This window comes from Duganella sp. GW821-FHT07G03, from assembly GCF_059418605.1.
Genome location: NZ_JBWKQE010000001.1, coordinates 122,477 through 144,193 on the forward strand (window position 1 = coordinate 122,477; position 21,717 = coordinate 144,193).

A 21,717-nucleotide genomic window follows, 5' to 3' on the forward strand; every position below is an offset into this window, starting at 1 on the left:
GCTCTCACTCCACCGCGACAACGACAACGGCCTTGGCCGGGATCTTCACCGTCAGCTTGCCATCGACTGCGGTAGCGCTGTATGGCGCCGGCTTGATCGCCTGCGGCGCCTGGAAGGTGTTATGTGCATCCATCGCGGCGGCGGTCAGCACACGGCCCTTGACCGACTTGATCACCTGCCCCGGCACGTTGATCGCCACATCCGCAGCCTGGCCCGGATTGGTGTTGACCAGCGCAAGATACAGCTTGCCATCGGTGCCGCGAGCCGCCGATGCGCTGATCTCCGGCACGCTGGCGCCGTCCAAGGCATATTGCGGATTGTTCGACAACGTCAGCGGCAGCGAGGTCGCGCCCTGGAACGGCACATACATCTCGAAGGCGTGATAGGTCGGCGTCAGCACCATCTTGTCTTTGTCGGTGATGATCATCGATTGGAGCACGTTGACCATCTGCGCGATATTGGTCATGCGCACGCGGTCTGCATGGGCATGGAAGATGTTGAAGTTAAGCGCTGCAACAACCGCATCGCGCAGGGTGTTCTGCTGAAACAGGAAGCCGGCGTTGGTGCCCTTTTCCACGTCGTACCAGGTGCCCCATTCGTCGACGAACAGGCCCAGTTTTTTCTCCGGATCGCTCTTGTCCATCGCGGCGGAGTTCTTGCGGATGTGGTCATCCATGCGCAGCGTGTTGGACAGCGTGGACATCCACTCCATCTCCGGGAAGCCGGTGGCGGCGCCCTTCACTTCCCATTTTCCGGTGGGGATGGTGTAGTAGTGGAAGCTGATGCCGTCGGTCTGGCGCTTCAGCTGCTTGCTCAGTACTTCGGACCAGGTCAGGTCGTTGTCGTTGCCACCGCTGGCAATCATCTTCGGACGGTACTGCTGCGGCGCGCGCAGGAAGGTCTCGACGTTCTTGTACAGGTCAGCGTAGTGTTCCGGCGTCATATTGCCGCCACAGCCCCAAGCCTCGTTTCCGATCGCGAAATAGGCGACCTTGAACGGCTTCTCATGGCCATTCTTGCGACGCAGATTGGCCAGCGTAGATTGGCTGTCGGAGGTCATGTACTCAACCCATTCCGACATCTCCTGCGCGCTGCCGGTGCCGAGATTGCCGTTGACGTAGGCATCGGCGCCCAGCAGGTCGACCAGGTCGAAGAACTCGTGTGTGCCGACGGCGTTGGATTCCGCCACGCCGCCCCAGTTGGTGTTGACCTTGACCGGGCGCTTCTCGCGCGGGCCCAGGCCGTCCTTCCAGTGGTATTCATCGGCGAAGCAGCCGCCCGGCCAGCGCACCAGCGGCACGTGCATGGCCTTCAAAGCGCCGACGACGTCATTGCGCCAACCCTTGGTGTTCGGGATCTTCGATTTAGGGCCGACCCACATGCCTTCGTAGATGCCGGTGCCCAGATGCTCGGCGAACTGGCCGTAGATATCTTTGTTGATGACGGCGCCCGGCTTGCCGGCGTCGATGGTCAGGCCGACGACGTCGGCCGCGAAGGCGCCGCCGGAAGCCAGCAGGCAAAGGGAAAGTACGCCATGTTTAATGTATTTCATTCTGATCTCCTGTTTATAATTTGATGACGAAGCCGCCGTGCGGCTTGATCGTTACAGCTACTTTTTTGCCCGCTGCGATGTTGCGCTGGCTGAAATCGCGTTCGGCGCTGCCGTCGCCGATGATGACGCCATGCTTCGCGCCGACGAAGGACAGGTCCAGCGTCAAGGCCTTGTCCGCACTGGTGGCGTTGATGCCGGCGATGTACCAGGTATCGCCGGAGCGGCGGGCGATGACGGCGTGCTGGCCGGGATAGCCGTCTACCAGGCGGCTGTCGTCCCAGCTGCGCGGCAGCTCCTGCAGGAAGGATTTGACGTAGGCCGGCACCGTGGCCATGCCTTCAGGGATCTCGGCGAAGTGCTGGATGCCGGAGATGTAGAGCACCGACGTGGCCAGCTCGAAGCCATTGCTGGAGGTACGCTTGATTTTCGGGATATCGCCGAAGACCATCGGCGTGAAGTCCATTGGATCGAACAGGTTGCGGGCGAACGGCAGCATGGCCGCGTGGGTCGGCATCTTGTCCTCGTCGGTTTGCTCGAAGGTGGTGAACTCCATGCCGCGAACTGCTTCCATCGTCATCAGGTTCGGCCAAGTGCGGGTCCAGCCGCGCGGCAGCGTGGCGCCGTGGAAGTTGACCAGCAGGCCGGCATCGGCGGCGTCGCGCAGGATGCTGACGTAGTAGGCGATCATCGATTGCGCGTCGCCGTTGAAGAAGTCGATCTTCACGCCTTTGACGCCCATGTCGTGCAGGCGCTTGAACTCGGCCACGCGCTGTTCATGCGTCAGCAGCTGGCTTTTGGGCGAGTACTCGGTTGCGTTCCACGGGCCGGACGAGTTGTACCACAGCAGAATGCCGACCTGCTTGGTCGCCGCGTAGTCGACCAGTTCCTTGATCTTGTCGTAGCCGATCTTGCGGTCCCAGTCGGCGTCGATCAGGGTGTAGTCCCAATGCATGTCGGCGGCGTAGTCGATGAACTTCTTCTGCACCTCGTAGACCGTGGCGTCGTCCTTCATCAATGCCCAGCTCCACGAAGCGTGACCTGGCTTGACCAGTTGTTTGTCGAAGGCGATGGCCGGCGCGGCCACGTCGGTGCCGAGCGTGGAGTTGGTCACAGTCTTCAGGGAGCCCAGTGCCAGCAGGCGCCATGGCGACGTCATCGTGCCATCGACTTCGGCCAGCAGGCCGCCGCCCGGATAGATTTCGGCGGCCATCGGATTGCCGATACTGTATTTCCCGCCAGCGGATTCCGGCGCCAGGCGCGAGGCCTGGAAGCTGCCGTCCATGCCAGCCTCGGAGATCGCTACCCAGTTGTCGCCGCTCTTGAACAGTGCAGGGAACACCCAACCCGCCGGCGATGGCGATGCTATGCCGACCGGGATGTCCATCTGGTAGTGCTCTTCGTAGGATGGATTGGTCCTGCCCCAGCCGGTTTGCGCGACGGCGATCGGTTGCAGCCATGCCTTGGACGCAGGCGGCAAGGCGAAGGTAGTGCGCTCCTGGATCAGTTTTTTGTGCGGCAGCGAAGGCTCGGCAACGACGTAGCGGAAAGCCACGCCATCGTTTGACACGCGGAACACGATGTCCATCGTCTGCTGCTGCGCGTTGCGCACGGTGTAGGTCTGCTCGTTGGCGTGGTAACTGATGCTGCTCCTCTTACCGACAGCCATCTGGTACTGGTCGCTGACGACGTGGGCCTTGGAAGTAGCCGTCAACGTCAACCCGCTCGCCAGGTCTGCGCCCTGCAATTGCAAGCCAAGTTCGGAAGCCAGCAGCACCGGCTTGCCATCGCGGGAAATCGAATATGCCAACCCACCGCCGGCAGTGGCTTGCAGCTTGACGCTGATGTGATGATCGGGACTGGTCAGCACAGGCGGCGCCGCGGCTGCCGTCATTGCACTGGCGGTGAGCGCCAGCGCGACTAAACATGTCTTTGCCATGTTCCTACCTTTTTTATGGTTATGTATCCCCGCCGCCTCATAGGACGGTTGTCTCCGGGGCAAAACTTATGGAGGGGGTCAAGTCTGACATTCGGACACGGCCTCTACCGTAATCGGCCATACGGCAGAGCCCGTGTCCGAATGTCAGACTTGACCCCCGTTGTTTTTATACCCAGCCGGCGTCGACGATGAACTCCTGGGCGGTGCACATCGCGCCGTCTTCGGCGGCGAGGAACAGCACCATCGATGCGACGTGCTGCGGCAGCAGCTTGGTCGGCATGCACTGGTTACGCTTGATGTCTTGCTCGCCCGCGTCGTCCAGCCACAGGTCGATCTGGCGCTGGGTCATCACCCAGCCCGGCGTGACGGTGTTGACGCGGATGCCGTGCGCGCCAAACTCGCGCGCCAAACCGCGTGTCAAGCCGTGTACCGCCGCTTTGGAGGTGGCATATACCGCATAGCCGGCGTTCTTGACGTGCCATGAGATCGAACCGACGTTGATGATCGAGCCGGCGCCCTTCTTCTTCATGCCTTCCAGGACCGCCTGGCAGGTGAAGAACATCGGGCGCTGGTTGATGGCGATGCGCTCGTTCCAGTAATCCACCGTCACTTCGGACGTCTCGTGACGCTGATCGTTGGCGGCGTTGTTGACCAGGATGTCGAAGTCGCCGACGTTGGCCGCCATCTCCGCCATCGTGCTTTGCAGCGTCGGGATGTCGGTGATGTCGCACTGGCGGAACAGCGGCTCGGGATAGCCGGCTTCCTTCACCCGCCGGATCAAGGCCAGGCTGGCATCGCGCGCTATATCGACAAACGCCACTTGCGCCCCCTGCTCGGCGAAGGAAATCACCATCGCCTCGCCGATCCCTGTGCCACCACCCGTAATGAATACGCGCTTGCCGCGCAAGCTGCCAAATTTGGCCAGTTGGGTCATAAAGTCTCCGTTTTTATTGTTATCAGCCGCGCGTCAGCTCGCCCTCGCGGCGACGCCAGGTTGTGGCGCCGTTGTCGCGCAATACCTCGGGCAGCAAGGCCTGCGACAGGTTCTGGTACGACACCGGACGCAGGAAGCGCACGATGGCGCCCGTACCGACGGACGTGCTGCGGCCATCGGAGGTCGACGGGAACGGGCCGCCGTGCACCATCGCGCTGCACACTTCCACGCCGGTCGGGAAGCCGTTGGCCAGGATGCGGCCGGCCTTGCGCTCCAGTACCGGCAGCAAGGCGTGCGCCAGATCCAGGTCGCCATCGTCCAGTTGCAGAGTGGCGGTCAGCTGGCCCTCCAGGCTTTCGGCGACTTGATGCAGCTCCGCGATATCCTTGCAGGCGACCACCAGCGAGGCCGGGCCGAATACTTCTTCCGATAAGGCGTGCTGCGACAGGAAGGCCGCGCCACTGGTGACGAACAGCGCAGGCGCGCCCTTGCCTTCCGCTTGCGGCGCCAGCGCCAGCGTCTTCACGTCCGCATGTTCCGCCAGTTGCGCGATCCCGCGCTGGAAGCTTCCGGCGATACCGGGCGACAGCATCGCGCATGCCGCGCCACCTGCCAGCGCTTGCGCGGCGGCGTTGGCAAAGCGGTCCAGGTCCGGGCCGCCGACGCCGATCACCAATCCGGGATTGGTGCACATCTGCCCCACGCCCAGCACCAGCGAACCGGCGAAACCGGCGGCGATTTCCTCGGCGCGCGCAGCCAGTGCGCGCGGCATCAGGAACACTGGATTGATCGAACTCATTTCCGCATACACGGGAATCGGCACCGGACGTGCAGCCGCAACCGCCATCAATGCCATGCCGCCGCTGCGCGAGCCGGTGAAGCCGACCGCCTTGATGGCCGGATGACGCACCAGCTCCTGGCCAATGCCGTTGCCGCTGCCGGTCAACAGCGAGAACACGCCGGCAGGCAGGCCGCAAAGCTCCACCGCCTTGACCACGGCGCGCCCCACCAACTCGGAAGTGCCGGGGTGCGCGGAGTGTGCCTTCAACACGACCGGGCAGCCAGCCGCCAGTGCCGAAGCGGTGTCGCCACCAGCGACAGAAAAAGCCAAGGGGAAGTTACTGGCCGCGAAGACGGCGACGGGACCGAGGCCGATCATGCGCATCCGCAGGTCGGGACGCGGCGGCACCCGTTCCGGCAGCGCCTTGTCGATGCGGACGTCGTTCCAGGAGCCTTCGCGCAGCAGGTTGGCAAACAGTTTCAACTGGCCGACGGTGCGGCCACGTTCACCCTCGATGCGCGGGCGCGGCAGGCCGCTTTCGGCCATCACGCGCTCCACTAGCACATCGCCCAGCGCCATGATCTGCTCCCCGATGGTTTCGAGGAAAACGGCGCGCTGCTCGTCGCTCAGCGCGCGGAAGGTGTCGAACGCGGCGTCGGCCAAACGGCAGGCCTGGTCGATCTGCTCGAAATCGACAGTATGGAATTCAGGCTCCATCGGCGCTTGCAGTGTCGGATTGTAGCCACGGATAGCAGCGCCCGTGCCCTTGACGGCGACGCCGCCTATCAGTGCTTCACCAGTAATGATCATAACGCTTTCACTTTCGCGATTTCGGTTTTGTACACGGTCAGCTTGTTGCGCAAGGCCGGGCCGAATTGCGGCGCTTCGATTTCAAAGGTCTCGCCGGGTTTGACGACGATGTTGTCGGCCACGCTCAGCGTCGCCGTACCGAAGAAGTGGATATGCACATCGCCTGGACGCTTGAACAGCGGGTACTTGAAGTGGTGGTGTTCCAGGTTGCCGATGGTGTGCGACATGTTCTGCTCACCGCTGAAGAAAGCCTTCTCCCAACGGACCTTGCCTTCCACGTCGTAGATGCGCGAGGTGCCTTCGATGTGCGCAGGCGCTTCGCCGACCAGCAGCGCCGGGCCGAGGCCACAGGCGCGCAGCTTGGAGTGTGCCAGGTACAGGTAGTTCTGGCGTTCGGTCACGTGGTCCGAAAACTCGTTGCCGATGGCGTAGCCGACGCGGTATGGCTGGCCGTCATCGCCGATCACGTACAGGCCCGCCACTTCAGGCTCTTCGCCGCCATCGAGCGCGAAGTCCGGCATGCTCAAGGCCTGGCCGCTAGCGGCGACGATGGAGCCGTCGCCCTTGTAGAACCATTCCGGCTGCACGCCCGCTTCGCCTTCGGCGGGCTTGCCGCCTTCTACGCCCATGCGGAACATCTTCATGGAGTCGCTCAGTGATTCGACGTCGCCGCCGATTTTCTTGTGCATGGCGTCGCGGGTGTCGGCGCTGCCCAGGTGGGTCAGGCCGGTGCCTGTGACGTAGCAATGGGCGTCGTCGCTGTGGTCCAGCGGCTGCAGCAGGCGGCCCGACGCGGCGATGGTGTCGAACGACAGCGACGTGGAGCCGGCGGCTTTCACCGCCAGGTCGGCCAGGCCGATCGACTGGCGAATCGCGGCTTGCGCCAGCGCGTAGGTCGTGTCGTAGCCTTCGATGACGCGGATGGTGTTCTGTTCCAGCACGCCGATCTGGCGCGCGCCTTGTTCGTTCTTGAATTGCACGAGTAGCATGGTGTCTCCGAATATTGATTAGTGCGAGTGGCGCGGCACGGCCGATCCGCGGTTCCCGACCAGGAAGTCGAAATCGCAGCCTTCGTCGGCTTGCAGCACATGATCGATGTAGAGCTTCTGGTAGCCGGTCTTGGGACCGGGCGCCGAGCCGGCGACGCGCACGGCCTGGCGCTCCGCCATCTCCGCATCCGATATCTCCAGGTTCAGCAAACCGCCTGCGCAATCGAGCGTGATCCAGTCGCCATCCTTGACGATGCCCAGCGGGCCGCCGGCCATCGCTTCCGGCGCGACGTGCAGCACCACGGTGCCGTAGGCGGTGCCGCTCATGCGCGCATCCGAGATCCGGACCATATCCTTGACACCGGCCGCCAGCAGTTTCGGCGGCAGGCCCATATTCCCTACTTCGGCCATGCCCGGATAGCCTTTCGGTCCGCAGTTCTTCATCACCAGCACCGAGTTGGCATCGACCTCCAGCTCCGGATCGACGATGCGGCTCTTGTAGTGTTCAAAGTCCTCGAACACCACGGCGCGGCCGCGATGCTGCATCAGTTCCGGCGTGGCGGCCGATGGTTTCAGTACCGCTCCACGCGGCGCCAGGTTGCCGCGCAGGATGCAGATGCCGCCATCCTTCAGCAGCGGCTTGTCCAGCGGACGTATCACTTCGTCGTCGTAGATGGGCGCTTCCTTGCAGTTTTCCCACAGCGATTTGCCGTTGACGGTCAGCGCATCCGGATGCGGCAAAAGGCCGCCATCACCCATGCGGCGGATCGCGCCCGGCAGGCCGCCGGCGTAGTAGAACTCCTCCATCAGGAAGCGGCCCGACGGCAGCAGGTCGACGATGGTCGGCGTGCCGCGGCCGACGCGGGTCCAGTCTTCCAGCTCCAGGTCGACGCCGATGCGGCCGGCAATGGCCTTCAGGTGGATCACGGCGTTGGTGGAACCGCCGATGGCGGCGTTGACGCGGATCGCGTTTTCGAAGTTCTCGCGCTTGAGGATCTTCGACAGGGTCAGGCCTTCCTTCACCATCTCGACGGCGCGGATGCCCGACATATGGGCCAGAATGTAGCGGCGCGAATCGACGGCGGGAATGGCGGCGTTGTGTGGCAGCGTGGTGCCCAGCGCTTCGGCCATGCAGGCCATCGTTGACGCGGTGCCCATGGTGTTGCAGGTGCCTGCGGAACGGGAGTGGCCCGATTCCGCCGACATGAATTCGTGCATGGTGATTTCGCCGGCCTTGACCTGCTCGTGCAGCTGCCATACGGCGGTGCCGGAGCCGATGTTCTTGCCGTTCAGCTTACCGTTCAGCATAGGGCCGCCGCTGACGACGATAGTTGGAATGTCGACCGAGGCGGCGCCCATCAGCAGCGCCGGCGTGGTCTTGTCGCAGCCGACCAGCAGCACCACGCCGTCCATCGGATTGCCACGGATCGATTCTTCGACGTCCATGCTGGCCAGGTTACGGGTCAGCATGGCGGTGGGACGCAGGTTCGATTCGCCGTTGGAGAACACCGGGAATTCAACCGGGAAGCCACCCGCTTCGAGAATGCCGCGCTTGACGTGCTCCGCCAGCTTGCGGAAGTGGGCATTGCAAGGGGTCAGTTCCGACCACGTGTTGCAGATGCCGATGATAGGTTTGCCCTGGAATTCGTGGTCAGGGATGCCCTGATTCTTCATCCAGCTGCGATACATAAAGCCGTTCTTGTCTTGGGTACCAAACCACTCGGCGGAGCGCAGCTTCACCTTTTTGTCGTTCTCGGACATGCATATCTCCTCAGTATGTTCCTGTACGGGGGCGTGGATGTCATGCCCCCGCATCGATAAGCCATACTAAGTTGAGTTGAGATATCTTTCCAATAAATTATTATTCGACTTTGATACCCGAATCGGTATCAGTCCTCGACGGCGAAGCGGTAGCCCATGACGCTGGTGTACTCCTCGCCAGGGCGCAGTATCGTCGACGGGAATTCAGGACGGTTGGGCGAGTCGGGATAGTGCTGCGGTTCGAGGCAAAAGCCGCTGCGATGGCTGTAGATGCGCCCTTTTCCACCCATGCCGTCGTGCAGGAAGTTCCCGCTGTAGAACTGCACGCCAGGCTCCTGGGTCAGCACTTCCAGCACGCGGCCGGAGGACGGATCGCGCACGCGGGCGGCCAGTTCCAGCGCGCCGGGCGCGGATTTGTTCAGCACGAAGTTGTGGTCGTAGCCGGCGCCGTGGCGCAGCTGCTCGTCGTCCTGGTTGATGCGGGCGCCGATCGCGTGCGGCGTGCGGAAGTCGAACGGCGTGCCGGCCACCGCCGGCAGTTCGCCGGTGGGTATCAGGCCGCTGTCGACCGGGGTGTAGGCGTCGGCGGCGATGGTCAGTTCGTGGGACAGGATGTCGCCCTTGCCGGCCAGATTGAAGTAGGCGTGGTTGGTCAGGTTGACCGGCGTCGCTTTATCGGTGATTGCGTGGAAAGCGATACGCAATTCGTTATTGTTGCGCAGTTCGTAGATCGCCGTAACTTCCAGGTTGCCTGGGTAGCCTTGTTCGCCGTCGGCGCTCAGGTAGCTCAGGATCAGGCCTGCCGATTTGGGCGTGGCGAAGGTTTCGGCTTCCCACATGCGGCGGTGGAAGCCGTCCAGGCCTCCGTGTAAATGGTTTACACCGTTGTTCACGTTCAGCTCATGGGTTACGCCATCCAGCGTGAAGCGGCCGTTGGCGATGCGGTTGCCGTAGCGGCCGATCAGCGCGCCGAGGTAGTGCGATTCGCCCAGGTAGGCGGCGGCGTCGTCGAAGCCGAGGCAGACGTCGGCCAGTTGGCCGTCGCGGTCAGGCACGTGGATTTCGGTGATCACGCCGCCAAGGTCGCTGATCTTGACGATCATGCCGTTGGCGTTGGTCAGGGTGTACAGCGTGGCTTCGGGGCCGAAGGCGGATGTGGTGATGGTAGGCTGGGACATGGTGGCGCTTTCTAATGGCAAGGCGGCCGAGAGGAATAAACCTTCTCGGCCGCCGCAATGATTGATGCAGTCTCGCTCAGGCGATAGAGGGCTTTCCGAATACCGGCATGCCCTGCCCGTCCCACTTCAGTGGTTTGACATAGGTGTGCCGGTCCGGATTCCACAGCGGATCGCCGATAATCTCGGTATAGGTGCGTGCATGATAAACCAACATGACGGTCTCGCCATCATCGCCGATGGTGAAGCTGTTGTGTCCCGGTCCGTACACGCCATGCTCGTAGCAGGTTTGCAGCACCGGCTGCGGTAGCTTGGTCCACGAGGCCGGGTCCAGCAGGTCGGCATTTTCGTCCGCCCACAACAGGCCCATGGCGTAGTTCTCGTCGGTGGCGCTGGCCGAGTAGCTGATGAAGATCTTGCCGTTCTTCTTCAGCACCGACGGCCCTTCGTTGACCCAGAAGCCGCGTATCTCCCAGTTGAATTCCGGCTTGCTCAGCATGACCGGCGGGCCGCCCAGCTGCCACGGCGTCTTCATCGGCGCGATGTACAGGTTGGAATTGCCCTCGATGGCGACATCCTTCTGCGCCCACAGGTAGTACAGCTGGCCCTTGTGGCTGAAGGTGGTGGCGTCCAGGCAGAAGGTGTCGATGCCGGTGTCGACCTGGCCCATGAACTCCCACTCGCCTTCCAAGGGATTGGGATTGGCGTTGCGGATCGCGTACATGCGGTGCTGGAACAGCTTGTGTTTGATCTCGCGGCTGGGCGCGGCGGCGAAGTAGACGTACCAGGCGCCATCGTTGAAATGCAGCTCCGGCGCCCAAACCAGTTCGCTGTACGGACCCGTGTCGGGCTTGTGCCAGACATCGACCTTCTCCGCATCCACCAGGCCGGCGATGGTCTTCGCGCGACGCAGCTCGATGCGGTCGTACTGCGGCACCGAGGCGGTGAAATAGTAGTAGCCGTCGCTGTGACGAATGATAAAAGGATCGGCGCGCTGCTCGATCAGCGGAGTGAGTACATCTTCCATTGCTTCGATTTCCAAAAAATTAGACTGCCACATAGCCTTTGACTCCCATCGCCGTCTTGACCTCGGTGTAGTACTCGTCGTTGATACGATACTTGAACATCAAAAGCCCCATGACGGTGTGGAAGAAGCCCGGTATCAGCGTCATCATCAAGACGATGCCGTGCAGCGCGTAGGCGCTCTGCTCGACGTTGGGCACATACGCGAAATGCGTCAGCAGCTTGCCGACCAGGATGCCGGCGACGCCCATGCCCGCCTTCTGGCAGACCGAGATGCCGCCGAACGCGAAGCCCGATACCCGCTTGCCGGTCTTGACCACGCCGTAGTCGATGGTCTCGGCGATGGACGACCAGAACACCGGCGCATGCAGGTCCACCACGAACGACAGCAGGAAGTACAGCACAAACGCCAGCATGGTGTCGCCCGGCCCGACGAAGAAGTACATCGCGGCGCTGATCATGCCCACGCCGATCTGCGTCCAGCGGAACAGCTTGACCTTGCAATAGAACTTGGTGATCCAGGTCGAGGCGATCATCGACAGGATGGCGGCCACCACACCGGTGGACAGGAAGGCCGAGATGGTCGGGCCGTCGGCGCCGAGGTAGTATTTTGCGTAGTAGATGGCGACCGAGCCGCGCACCACATAGCCGATGGTGCCGGTCACGCAAACGCCGCACAGGATCAGCCACTGGTCGTTCTTCACCAGCACCTTGACCTGCTCCCACAGCGACTGGCGCTGCACCACATGCTGCACGCGCTCCTTGGTGGTGAAGAAGCAGAACAGGAACAGCAGCACGCCCATGCCGGCCATCACGGCCATGGCGAACTGGTAGCCGGCGGCCGCGTTGCCATCGCCCCAGCGCTCCGACAGCAGCGGCACGATCACCGTCACCATGAAGGCGCCGATCTTGGCGAAGAACAGGCGGTAACCGTTGGCGGACAAGGTCTCCTGCGGATTCTTGGACAAGGCGCTGGGCAGCGAGATGTAGGGAATGCCCACGCCCGCCGTCATGACGGTCATGATGATGTAGGTGGAATAGGCCCAAACCAGCTTGGCGCCATAGCCCCAGTCCGGCGTGGTGAACACGAAGAACACGCTGAGGCCATACGGCACGGCCAACAGCAGCAGCCACGGACGATAGCGCCCCCAGCGGCTGGTAAAGCGGTCGGTGATCTGGCCCATGGTCAGGTCGGCCATCGCGCCGACGAACTTCACCACGCCGAACATCATCGCCAGGTCGACCGTCTTCAGGCCGTAGATATCGGTGTAGAAGAAGGTGATAATCAACATCATCGACGAAATCACCACGTTCAGCGCCATGTCGCCAGCGCCAAAGCCCACCTTTTCCAGCAGCGATAATTTTTGATTCGACATCAGATACTCCAACAGGTTGTCGTCCCCGCCTGCGCGGGGACGACGTCAACAAAACAAGACGGGACCGTCGGGGCTTACATCTGCCAGCGCACGGCGGCCGAGACCGAACGTCCGATCTGCAGCGTACCGAAATTGCTCAACTGCGGCGTACCCGCACTGCCGAAGTGGTAGTACTGCTGCTGCATTGCGTTGGTCAAGTTGACACCACTGACATCGACCGACATCCTGTCGTTGATTTTATAGGAGACCTGCATGTCCACGCTCTTTTCCGGACTACGCCAGATACCAATCGGATTGGCAAACAAGGCCGCTTCGTTTTTGGCCAGGAAGGCGGAGCGCCAGACATAGGACAAGCGCGCGCTGATCGGGCCTTTTTCGTAAGCCAGGGTGGCGTTGTAGGAGCTGTGCGACACGCCGAAGAACGGTGTCTCGAGCTGAGAGACGATGACGCCGGCATCATTGGCGTCGGGCACGTTCTGCGACGAGCTGAGTCGCGTATAGCTGCCCTGGATACCCAGGCCGTCCAGCAGGCTCGGCAGCCACTTCGGGAAGTAGATCAAGCCGAGCTCGGCTCCTTTGATGTCCCCGTTGGAGGCGTTGACCGGCGAGTTGATGACGTAGTCATAGCCGTTCGTATGGTCGCCGCCCGAGGTCGAGTTGCGGTACGGGTCGTTCGCCGGATCGACGTGTACCTTGTGACGCAAACTCACGACCAAGCCGTCGATCTTGCGCTTGAACAGAGTGCCGTAGAGTGCGCTGTCCTTCTGGAAATACCACTCCCCCGTCAGATCGAGGTTGGTGGAGCGCGTCGGTTTCAGGTCGGGATTGCCGCCGCTGCCCGAGCCATAACCCACCTTCGATACGTCGTCACCGAGTTGCAGGACAGGATTCAGGTCACCGAAGTTCGGGCGGCGCAGGGTTTGACCATAGTTAAAGCGCATCACGACGTCCTTGGATGGGTCGTAAATCAGGGTCATGCTGGGCAGGAACTTGCTGGTCGACTTGCTGGCACCGGACGGCGTGACCGCCTTGGTGGTGGCATCAACCTTGTAGAAGCTCATGTCGGTATCGACCTTAACGTAGCGCACGCCGAAATTGCCGCGCAGGCGATGGCCGAACAGCTCGTTCTGGGTATTCCCCATCACGAAGAGGTTCTTCGTCTTTTCATCGACGTCGAACGTCTTCTGCAGGCTCAGTTTGTCCGTCGTCAGGAAGTTCGCGTCGGCCGAGTTATAGAGCTTGCGCCACTCGTCGATATGGTCGCGGATGTAGTAGGCATTGGGCTCCACCCATGTGCGCGGAACGTCCGAGATGGCCGTGCCGAAGTTCGAGTTGGTGGAGGAATACGCCGCACCCAGCGACGCCAGGTTGCGGCCCAGGAAGGCCGATTGGGTCCGGTTAGCCTCCGACGCCTTGCGGTCGTCGAGGCGCGCGCCGAACTGGATCGTCGTCAGCGGACCCCAGTCGGCATCGTAGACGCCCGCCAGACTGGCCGTCGCGGCGCTGCCCTTATTGCGGTTGGCGGTATCGTAGAACTGCGCAACATTCCATTTGGTCGGGTCGGTCAGGTCGGCATTGTTATTGAAACGGAAGGCCGTGTTGTTGCCGCCGTCATTGAAGTCGACGGCGATAGACGGTGCAACGCGATCGATCCGGGTGGCGGTGAATTCCGAGTGGAAGGTGCTGGTCTGGTACGACAGATCGCCTTCCAGCTTCAGCTTGTCGCTAATGTCCCACTTGCCGTTCAGGGCATAAACGTAGGAATCGGTTGCCGACGTGGTGTAGTCGCCGCTGTTGAAACCATAGACGTTATTGACGTTACGGCTCTTGATGATGTTCGTTCCCGGGAACGTCGTAATCGATCCCGCAGGGTTGCTGCCGAGATCACCCCACCAGTCAACAAAGCTGAACAGCATCTGGTTGAAGGTCTTGTCACGATAACCGTTGTACATCGATTCGAAGGTATAGACCGAATCCCTGTTCGGCTTCCACTGCAAGGCGATGTTGGCGGCAGGACGCTCCCGCTCGCCCTTCAGGTCGCTCTGGAAAACGGCGTCGCGCGCCAGGTAGTAAGGATAAGCCTTGCCGTTGAAATCCAGCGTTGAACCCGCTGCTGTCGGCAAGCCGGTATGGGTACCAGGCGTCCAGATGTTGTTGTCGAAGATGCGCTGCAGGGGCGTGTAACCTGCGGGAACTTCGGCGGCATTGGGGCTGGTAAACGGCACCATCGCACCCGGCGTCACGCTTTCGTTGCGGTATTTCGTCTTGACATCCGACAGGTTGACCAGGGCGCCGACTTCGCCGATGCCGGTTTGCCAGCGGTTGCTGAACATGGCGCTGAGCTGCGGATTGGCCTTTTTCGCGGGATCGAGATAGGTTTCACGCGCCGACAGCGAAATTTTCTGCCCCTTGAAATCGAACGGCCGCAGCGACTTGACGTCAACCTGGCCGGCAATTCCGGTTTCCAGCTGGCTGGCGTCGCGCGTCTTGTAGACGTCAATCTGGCGCACCAGGGTCGAGGGAATGTCCTGAAGCGCGACCTGCGCGCCGGAGGCCGTAAAAATAGTGCGGCCGTTCCAGGTTGTTTGGACGTCGGGCAGACCACGGATGGACAAGGTGCCGACTTCGCCGCCGGAGCGGTCGGTGACCTGGATCCCCGTCACGCGCTGCAGCGCTTCGACGACGTTGTTATCGGGCAGCTTGCCGATGTCTTCGGCAACGATCGATTCCACGACCTGGTCGCTGGTGCGCTTGATCGCCAGGCTCTTGATCAGCGATGCCTTGACGCCGGTGACGACCACGGTCGCGGCCTCGGTCGGTTCCGTCTTTTCGGCGGCCGCTTGCGCCCATACCGAGGCGCTGCTGAGCAGGCCGGCCGCGGCCAGTGCGGCGACGCCGGTTTTCAGGACGAGGCGATGCTTCGCCTGGGACTGGGAAGTCCCGGTTGATAGTTTGTTCATACGTCTCCTGTGTTATCTGTTTTATAGTTTTGTGCAGCGACCTCGGAAATCATCTTAGGGTCTGGCTAAAAAACAAACCAATCAATTTTTTGGGGTTTTTGATACCGAAAAAAGTATCACCACAGGCGGGGAAAACGAAAAAAAAGCCCGCACTTGGCGGGCTTCATGCTTTTTTTGCATGACCTTTACTGGAACGCGACTTCCGTGAAGCTGCGTAACTTGCGACTGTGAAGCTTGTCCACGCCCAATGCGCGCAGCAGCTCCAGCGCCCGGATGCCGATCCGTAAATGCTGGTCGACCCGTTCCCTGTAAAACTGGTTGGCCATGCCGGGCAATTTGATCTCGCCGTGCATGGGCTTGTCGCTCACGCACAACAAAGTGCCGTAGGGCACGCGGAAACGGAAGCCGTTGGCGGCGATGGTGGCGCTTTCCATGTCCAGCGCGATCGCCCTGCTCTGGCTGAAACGGCGTTCCGGCGTGCGTTGCGGCAGCAGTTCCCAGTTGCGGTTGTCGGTGCTGGCGACGGTGCCGGTGCGCATCACGCGCTTGAGGTCGTGGCCGGTCAGCTGCGTGACCTCGGCCACGGCGGCCTCGATCGCCACCTGCACCTCGGCCAGCGGCGGGATCGGCACCCACAGCGGCAGGTCCTCGTCGAGCACGTGGTCCTCGCGCACATAGCCGTGCGCCAGCACATAGTCGCCCAACTGCTGGGTGTTGCGCAGGCCGGCGCAATGGCCCAGCATCAGCCACGCATGCGGGCGCAGCACGGCGATGTGGTCGGTGATGGTCTTGGCGTTGGCCGGTCCGACCCCGATATTGACCATCGAAATGCCGGTGCCGTCGGCGCGGATCAGGTGGTAGCCCGGCATTTGCGGCAGGCGCGGCAGCGGCGCGCCGTGCGCGTCGTTGGCCTGCACCGCCTGGCCAACGCGGCGCGTGACAATATTGCCCGGCTCGATGAAGGCGATGTAGTCGTCGTCCGGCGCGCCGGCGGCCTGGCCCATCAGCTCGTGGCCCAGCTTGACGAATTCGTCGATATAAAACTGGTAGTTGGTGAACAGTACGAACTTCTGGAAGTGCTCGCAGGAGGTGCCAGTGTAGTGGCGCAGCCGTTGCAGCGAGTAGTCCACGCGCGGCGCCGTGAACAGTGACAGCGGCTGCGACTCGCCCGGCGGCGGCTCGTGGGTGCCGTTGGCGATGCCGTCGTCCATCGCGGCAAGGTTGGGCAGGTCAAATACGTCGCGCATCAGCAGGCGCCGCTCCGCGCTCATATTGCCTTCGATGTGCTCGTGCTCGGCGAACGAAAAGTGGATCGGGATCGGCTGCGAACTGGTGCCCACCTCGATGCGCAGGTGATGGCTGCCGTGATTCTTCAACAGCAGCTTGAACTGTTGCTGGTAGTAGCGCGCGAACAGGTCGGGCCGGGTCAGCGTGGTTTCGTAGGTGCCGGGACCGGCCACGAAACCGAACGCCAGCGTCGAATCGGCGCGGGCCACGGTGTCGGTATGGACCCGGACAAACGGGTAGCAACCGCGCACATGCTCGCCGACGTCCTCGCCGGCGACAAAGCGTTTCATGGCGTCGCGCAGGTGGGCGACGTTGGCCTCGTAGATGGCCAACACCTGTTCATAAGCGGCAATCGGATCGTCAAATTGCATCGGGGCGATAAACGGACGGCTCGGTGACATGCGGCTCCTTCGTGACACAGGGGAAGATCCCATATTTCTTATTGTAAAGGCTGTTAACGGAACTTGCATTCTTCCTCTATTGGAACGCACAGCCGTACCGTACAATGACACCCGCCAACACAAAATAAAGTATCAGCATGAACGACCCAGTAACGCCGCACATTCCACAGTCGCATCCGGACATTCTTTACGGGAAACCGCAAAGCGAGTTGCTGCGCGAGGAAATCCTGGCGGATCTGCTGGAAGCCAGCGCCGCCCGCACCCCCGACCAAACCGCGCTGATCTTCGGCGACCGCCGCCTCAGCTACCGCGAATTGAACGCGCAGGCCGACCTGGTCGCCGCGCGCCTGATCGACGCCGGCGTGCAGCCGGGCCAGATCGTCGGCCTGTGGCTGCCGCGCGGCATCGAGCTGCTGGTGCTGCAGGCAGGCATCGCCAAGGCCGGCGCGGCCTGGCTGCCGGTCGACGAGGACATCCCGGTCGACCGCCTGCAAGTATGCCTGGATGACGCCGACGGCGCCGGCGTGCTGACCTGCGCCGCCTTCGCGCCGCGCCTGGCCGACCTTGGCCGTCCCGTGTGGACCGCCGAAGCGCTGCTGGCCGCCCCCGCCGCCGGCGCCACCTTGTCGCGCCGCGGCGCCGTCTCGCCCGACGTGCCGGCCTACGTCATCTACACTTCCGGCTCGACCGGCAAGCCGAAAGGCATCCTGATCACCCAGCGCAGCATCTGCCACTTCCTGCGCAGCGAGAACGCGGTGCTCGGCGTCACGGCCGACGACAAGGTGTACCAGGGCTTCTCGGTGGCCTTCGACATGTCGTTCGAAGAGATCTGGATCGCCTACCTGGTCGGCGCCACGCTGTGGATCGGCCCCAAGGAAATCAGCGGCGACCCGGAAACGCTACCACGCATGCTGGACCAGAACCAGGTCACCGTGCTGCACGCCGTGCCTACCCTGCTGGCGCTGTTCAATCAGGAAGTGCCCAGCCTGCGCCTGATCAACCTGGGCGGCGAGATGTGCCCGGAGTCGCTGGTGGAGCGCTGGTCGCGCCCCGGCCGGCAGATGTTCAACACCTACGGCCCGACCGAGGCCACGGTGTCGGCCAGCCTGGCGCGCTTGCAGCCGGGCCATCCGGTCACCATCGGCACGCCGCTGCCCAACTACGGCCTGCTGGTGATCGACACCAACGCCATGCCGGCGCTGCGCCTGCTGCCGCGCGGCGAGATCGGTGAACTGTGCATCACCGGCCCTGGCCTGGCGGCCGGCTACCTGGGCCGCCAGGACCTGACCGAGGAAAAATTCCTGGCCAATCCATGGTCCAGCGGCCAGCACGACGCCCGCCTGTACCGCACCGGCGACCTGGCCCGCATCGACGCCGACGGCGAAGTGCTGTGCCTCGGCCGCGCCGACGACCAGGTGAAGATCCGCGGCTTCCGCGTGGAGCTGGGCGAGATCGAAGCCGTGCTGGCGCAGCAGGAAGGCGTGGGCACCGTCGCCGTCCTGCTGCGCAAGGACGACGGCATCGACCAGCTGGTGGCCTACATCGTGCCGGAAGCCGGCGCTGTGCTGGACACAAAGTCCCTGCGCGCCAGCCTGGCCGCCAAGCTGCCGCCGTACATGGTCCCCGGCCGCTACGAAATGCAGGAAGCCATGCCGCGCCTGACCTCCGGCAAGATCGACCGCAAGGCGCTCAAGGCCATGCCGCTGAGCGCCCCGCCGGCCGGCGGCAATGAAGACTCCGACCTGCCAGAAACCCCGGCCGAAGTGGCGCTGTTCGCCGCGCTGGCCGCGCTGTTCCCCGGCCAGCCGGTGCTGCGCCAGGCCGACTTCTTCACCGACCTCGGTGGCCACTCCTTCTTCGCCGCGCGCCTGGCCTCGGCCCTGCGCGCCGATCCGCGCTACGCCCACATCACCGTACGCGATATCTACCAGCAGCGCCAGATCGGCAAGATCGCGCTGGTGCTGGCCGACGCACCCGCGGCGGCCGAGGTGGAAGCCGACTGGACGCCGCCCTCCTCGCTCAAGCGCTGGAGCTGCGGCCTGGCGCAAGTGGCCGCGATGCCGGCGCTGGTGGCGCTGCGCATGGCGCAGTGGCTGGCGCCGTTCTTCACCTACCACTTCTTCACCGGCGATCCGGGCGACTCAGTGGCGATCGCCATCGCCGCCTCGGTCGGCGTGTTCCTGCTGGCGACCATCGGCGAATTCGGCATCGCCATCGCCGGCAAATGGCTGATCGCCGGCCGCCTGAAGGCGGGCGACTATCCGCTGTGGGGCGTCACCTACTACCGCTGGTGGCTGGCCGACCGGCTGGTGGAGGCGGCGCCGGCCTACCTGCTGAGCGGTTCCTCGCTCAGCGCCTGGTGGCTGCGCGCGCTGGGCGCCAAGGTGGGCAAGGATGTCATCATCGGCTCGATGACCTTGCGCTCGCCCGATTTGCTCAGCATCGGCGACAACGTCAGCATCGGCAACGCCGTCAATTTCGAGAACGCCCGCGTGCAGCGCGGCCGCCTGCTGCTGGGCCAGATCACGCTGGAAGACGACACCTGCGTCAGCTCCTTCGCCGTCCTGGAAGGCAATACGCATATCGAAGCGCTGGGCCACCTGGAAGGCCAGTCGGCGCTGAGCGACGGCATGCGCGTACCGGCCGGCCGCGTCTGGGCCGGCTCGCCGGCGCGCGACACCGGCGCCTTCGACACCACCCGCCTGCCGCCGCGCCCCCAGGTCAGCGCCGCGCGCCGCATGGGCGAAGGCGTGTTCTTCATCTTCGGCATCCTGCTGATCGTCACGCTGTTCTTCATGCCGGTGTTCCCAAGCTTCGTGCTGATCGACTGGTTCGACGAACAGGGCTGGCTGCCGTGGATCCAGGGCGACGACCTGCGGATCCAGCTGCTGCGCTACTTCCTGCTGGCCTTCCCCGCCAGTACGGTGCTGATCGTGCTGACGGCGTTGCTGTCGGCCGGCATCCGCTGGAGCGTGCTGCCACGCTTGCATCCTGGCCGCTCGGCTATCCACAGCAACACCTATTGCGCCAAGTGGCTGGTGAGCCAGATCCAGGAATCGAGCCTCAACGTCCTGCACGGCATTTACGCCACGGTGTTCGCGCCGTACTGGTATCGCCTGCTGGGCGCCAAGGTCGGCAAGGACGCCGAGATCTCCACCGCCCTGGGCGTGGTGCCGGACATGCTGACCCTGGGCGACGAAACCTTCATCGCCGACGCGGTCATGCTGGGCGACGAGGAGATCGACGGCGGCTGGATGATCATGCAGCCGACCGTGATTTCAAACCGCAGCTTCGTCGGCAACGGCGCCTACATCCCGGACGGCACCATCCTGCCGGAGAGTGTGCTGATCGGCGTGCACTCGCGCGCGCCGGACAACGATCAAATGAAGAGCGGCGACACCTGGCTCGGCTCCCCGCCGATCAACCTGCCCGCGCGCGAGCAGACCAGCGGCTACCCCGAGAACCTGACCTTCCATCCGTCGCCCTTGCGCCGCCTGGGCCGCGGCCTGATCGAGGCGTTCCGCATCGTCGCGCCGCACGCGCTGGTGATCGCGGTGGGCTACACGCTGGTGCTGGCGGTGATGCCGGCCGCCGGCGCCGGCCGCTGGTCGGAGGTGACGTGGGACCTGACGCTGGCGGGCCTGGGCTACGGCATCGGCAATTACTTCTTCGTGGTGCTGTTGAAATGGCTGCTGATCGGCCGCTATCGCAAACAGTCGGAGCCGATGTGGACGCCGTTTGTGTGGCTGTCCGAAGGCGTGACCAATCTGTATGAGGGCATCGCCGTGCCAAACTTCATGCGCTACCTGCGCGGCACGCCTTGGCTGCCGCTGGCGTTCAATATGCTGGGTTCCAAAATCGGCAAGGGCGTCTACCTGGACACCACCGACATCACGGAATTCGACTGCGTCCACATCGGCGACCACAGCGAGCTCAATGCGCTGACCTGCCCGCAGACCCATTTGTTCGAAGACCGGGTGATGAAGATCGACCACGTCACCATCGGCAAGGGCGTCTACATGGGGCCGCGCAGCTCTGTGCTGTACAGCGCCGTCGTCGGCGACAACGCCCGCCTCGGCGCGCTGACGCTGGTAATGAAGGGTGAGCAAATCCCCGCCAACGGTTACTGGGCAGGCTGCCCGGCGGCGCCGGCACGATGACCGCCTTCATAGTCTCCCCCTGGCCCGGTCCTGTGCCGGCGCCGCAGGACGGCCTGTTCGTGATAGGCGTTACCACCAGCGTGGAGCGGCCACGCGCGCGCGAACAAATCCGCTCGGCGGCACGCGACGCGCTGGCCTCGGTGCTGGGCGTCGATGCCAATGAAATCCTCATCGACAGCACGCCGGGCCAGGCGCCGCGCATCACGCTGGCCGGCGCCGAGTGCACCATCGGCTGCTCGTTCACCCACGAGGACGGATATTCGCTGGCCGCCATCAACCTGCATGGCGCGGTCGGCGTCGATTTGATGCGGGTGGAGGAAGTCTTCGACTGGCAGGCGGTGGCGCGCGACTATTTGGGGCCGGAAGTCTGCGCCGAGCTGGCCGCGACGCCCTCCGTTGAGCACACGCTCGCCTTCGTTCTCGCCTGGACCAGGCACGAGGCCGTGCTCAAATACCATGGCGTTCAACTTGCCGAATGGTCGGAGGAGATTGCGGCGCTGGCGACGCCCACGCGATCCACCCTGCTGCCAGATAATCTGGTGGCGTCGCTGGCTTGCCGGCCCGGAACCTGA

13 protein-coding genes are annotated in these 21,717 nt (G+C 63.3%); 2 read left to right on the top strand and 11 right to left on the bottom strand.

The features are described 5' to 3' along the window. Positions 1-4 precede the first annotated feature (4 nt). The 11 genes from AC07OK_RS00570 to AC07OK_RS00620 form a co-directional block, all read right to left on the bottom strand. Positions 5-1,552, bottom strand: coding sequence for an alpha-N-arabinofuranosidase (locus AC07OK_RS00570; RefSeq protein WP_494688468.1), 1,548 nt, complete (start codon positions 1,550-1,552; stop codon positions 5-7). 13 nt (positions 1,553-1,565) lie between these two features. Then, entirely contained in the window at positions 1,566-3,488 is a 1,923-nt protein-coding gene (locus tag AC07OK_RS00575; RefSeq protein WP_494688469.1) for a glycoside hydrolase family 97 protein, read from the bottom strand. A gap of 166 nt (positions 3,489-3,654) precedes the next feature. Next, positions 3,655-4,422 (bottom strand): SDR family NAD(P)-dependent oxidoreductase, encoded by a 768-nt coding sequence (locus AC07OK_RS00580; RefSeq protein WP_494688470.1) that lies wholly within the window; start codon positions 4,420-4,422, stop codon positions 3,655-3,657. A 22-nt stretch (positions 4,423-4,444) separates the two neighbouring features. Next, entirely contained in the window at positions 4,445-6,013 is a 1,569-nt protein-coding gene (locus AC07OK_RS00585; protein ID WP_494688471.1) for an aldehyde dehydrogenase (NADP(+)), read from the bottom strand. Continuing rightward, a complete protein-coding gene (gene araD1 / locus AC07OK_RS00590; RefSeq protein WP_494688472.1) occupies positions 6,010-7,002 on the bottom strand; it encodes an AraD1 family protein in 993 nt (330 codons plus the stop codon). The genes AC07OK_RS00585 and araD1 overlap by 4 nt, the downstream gene beginning before the upstream one ends. An 18-nt stretch (positions 7,003-7,020) precedes the next feature. Then, positions 7,021-8,763 carry an IlvD/Edd family dehydratase gene (locus tag AC07OK_RS00595; protein ID WP_494688473.1) on the bottom strand — a complete coding sequence of 581 codons (1,743 nt, stop codon included), beginning with the start codon at positions 8,761-8,763 and terminating at the stop codon, positions 7,021-7,023. Between the two features lie 128 nt (positions 8,764-8,891). After that, positions 8,892-9,941, bottom strand: coding sequence for an aldose epimerase family protein (locus AC07OK_RS00600; protein WP_494688474.1), 1,050 nt, complete (start codon positions 9,939-9,941; stop codon positions 8,892-8,894). A 76-nt stretch (positions 9,942-10,017) separates the two neighbouring features. Further along, positions 10,018-10,965, bottom strand: a complete 948-nt coding sequence (locus tag AC07OK_RS00605; RefSeq protein ID WP_494688475.1) for a glycoside hydrolase family 43 protein — start codon at positions 10,963-10,965, stop codon at positions 10,018-10,020. A gap of 19 nt (positions 10,966-10,984) precedes the next feature. Next, positions 10,985-12,337 (bottom strand): MFS transporter, encoded by a 1,353-nt coding sequence (locus tag AC07OK_RS00610; protein WP_494688476.1) that lies wholly within the window; start codon positions 12,335-12,337, stop codon positions 10,985-10,987. A 74-nt stretch (positions 12,338-12,411) separates the two neighbouring features. Continuing rightward, positions 12,412-15,297 carry a TonB-dependent receptor gene (locus tag AC07OK_RS00615; RefSeq protein ID WP_494688477.1) on the bottom strand — a complete coding sequence of 962 codons (2,886 nt, stop codon included), beginning with the start codon at positions 15,295-15,297 and terminating at the stop codon, positions 12,412-12,414. Positions 15,298-15,482: 185 nt separating this feature from the next. Continuing rightward, a complete protein-coding gene (locus AC07OK_RS00620) occupies positions 15,483-16,985 on the bottom strand; it encodes an AMP nucleosidase (RefSeq protein ID WP_494688478.1) in 1,503 nt (500 codons plus the stop codon). 137 nt (positions 16,986-17,122) lie between these two features. Between AC07OK_RS00620 and AC07OK_RS00625 the strand changes: the two genes are divergently transcribed. Beyond that, entirely contained in the window at positions 17,123-21,145 is a 4,023-nt protein-coding gene (locus tag AC07OK_RS00625) for a Pls/PosA family non-ribosomal peptide synthetase (RefSeq protein WP_494688479.1), read from the top strand. After that, the gene (locus AC07OK_RS00630; protein WP_494688480.1) at positions 21,142-21,717 is read left to right on the top strand and encodes a 4'-phosphopantetheinyl transferase family protein; all 576 of its coding nucleotides are present in this window, start codon (positions 21,142-21,144) and stop codon (positions 21,715-21,717) included. The genes AC07OK_RS00625 and AC07OK_RS00630 overlap by 4 nt, the downstream gene beginning before the upstream one ends.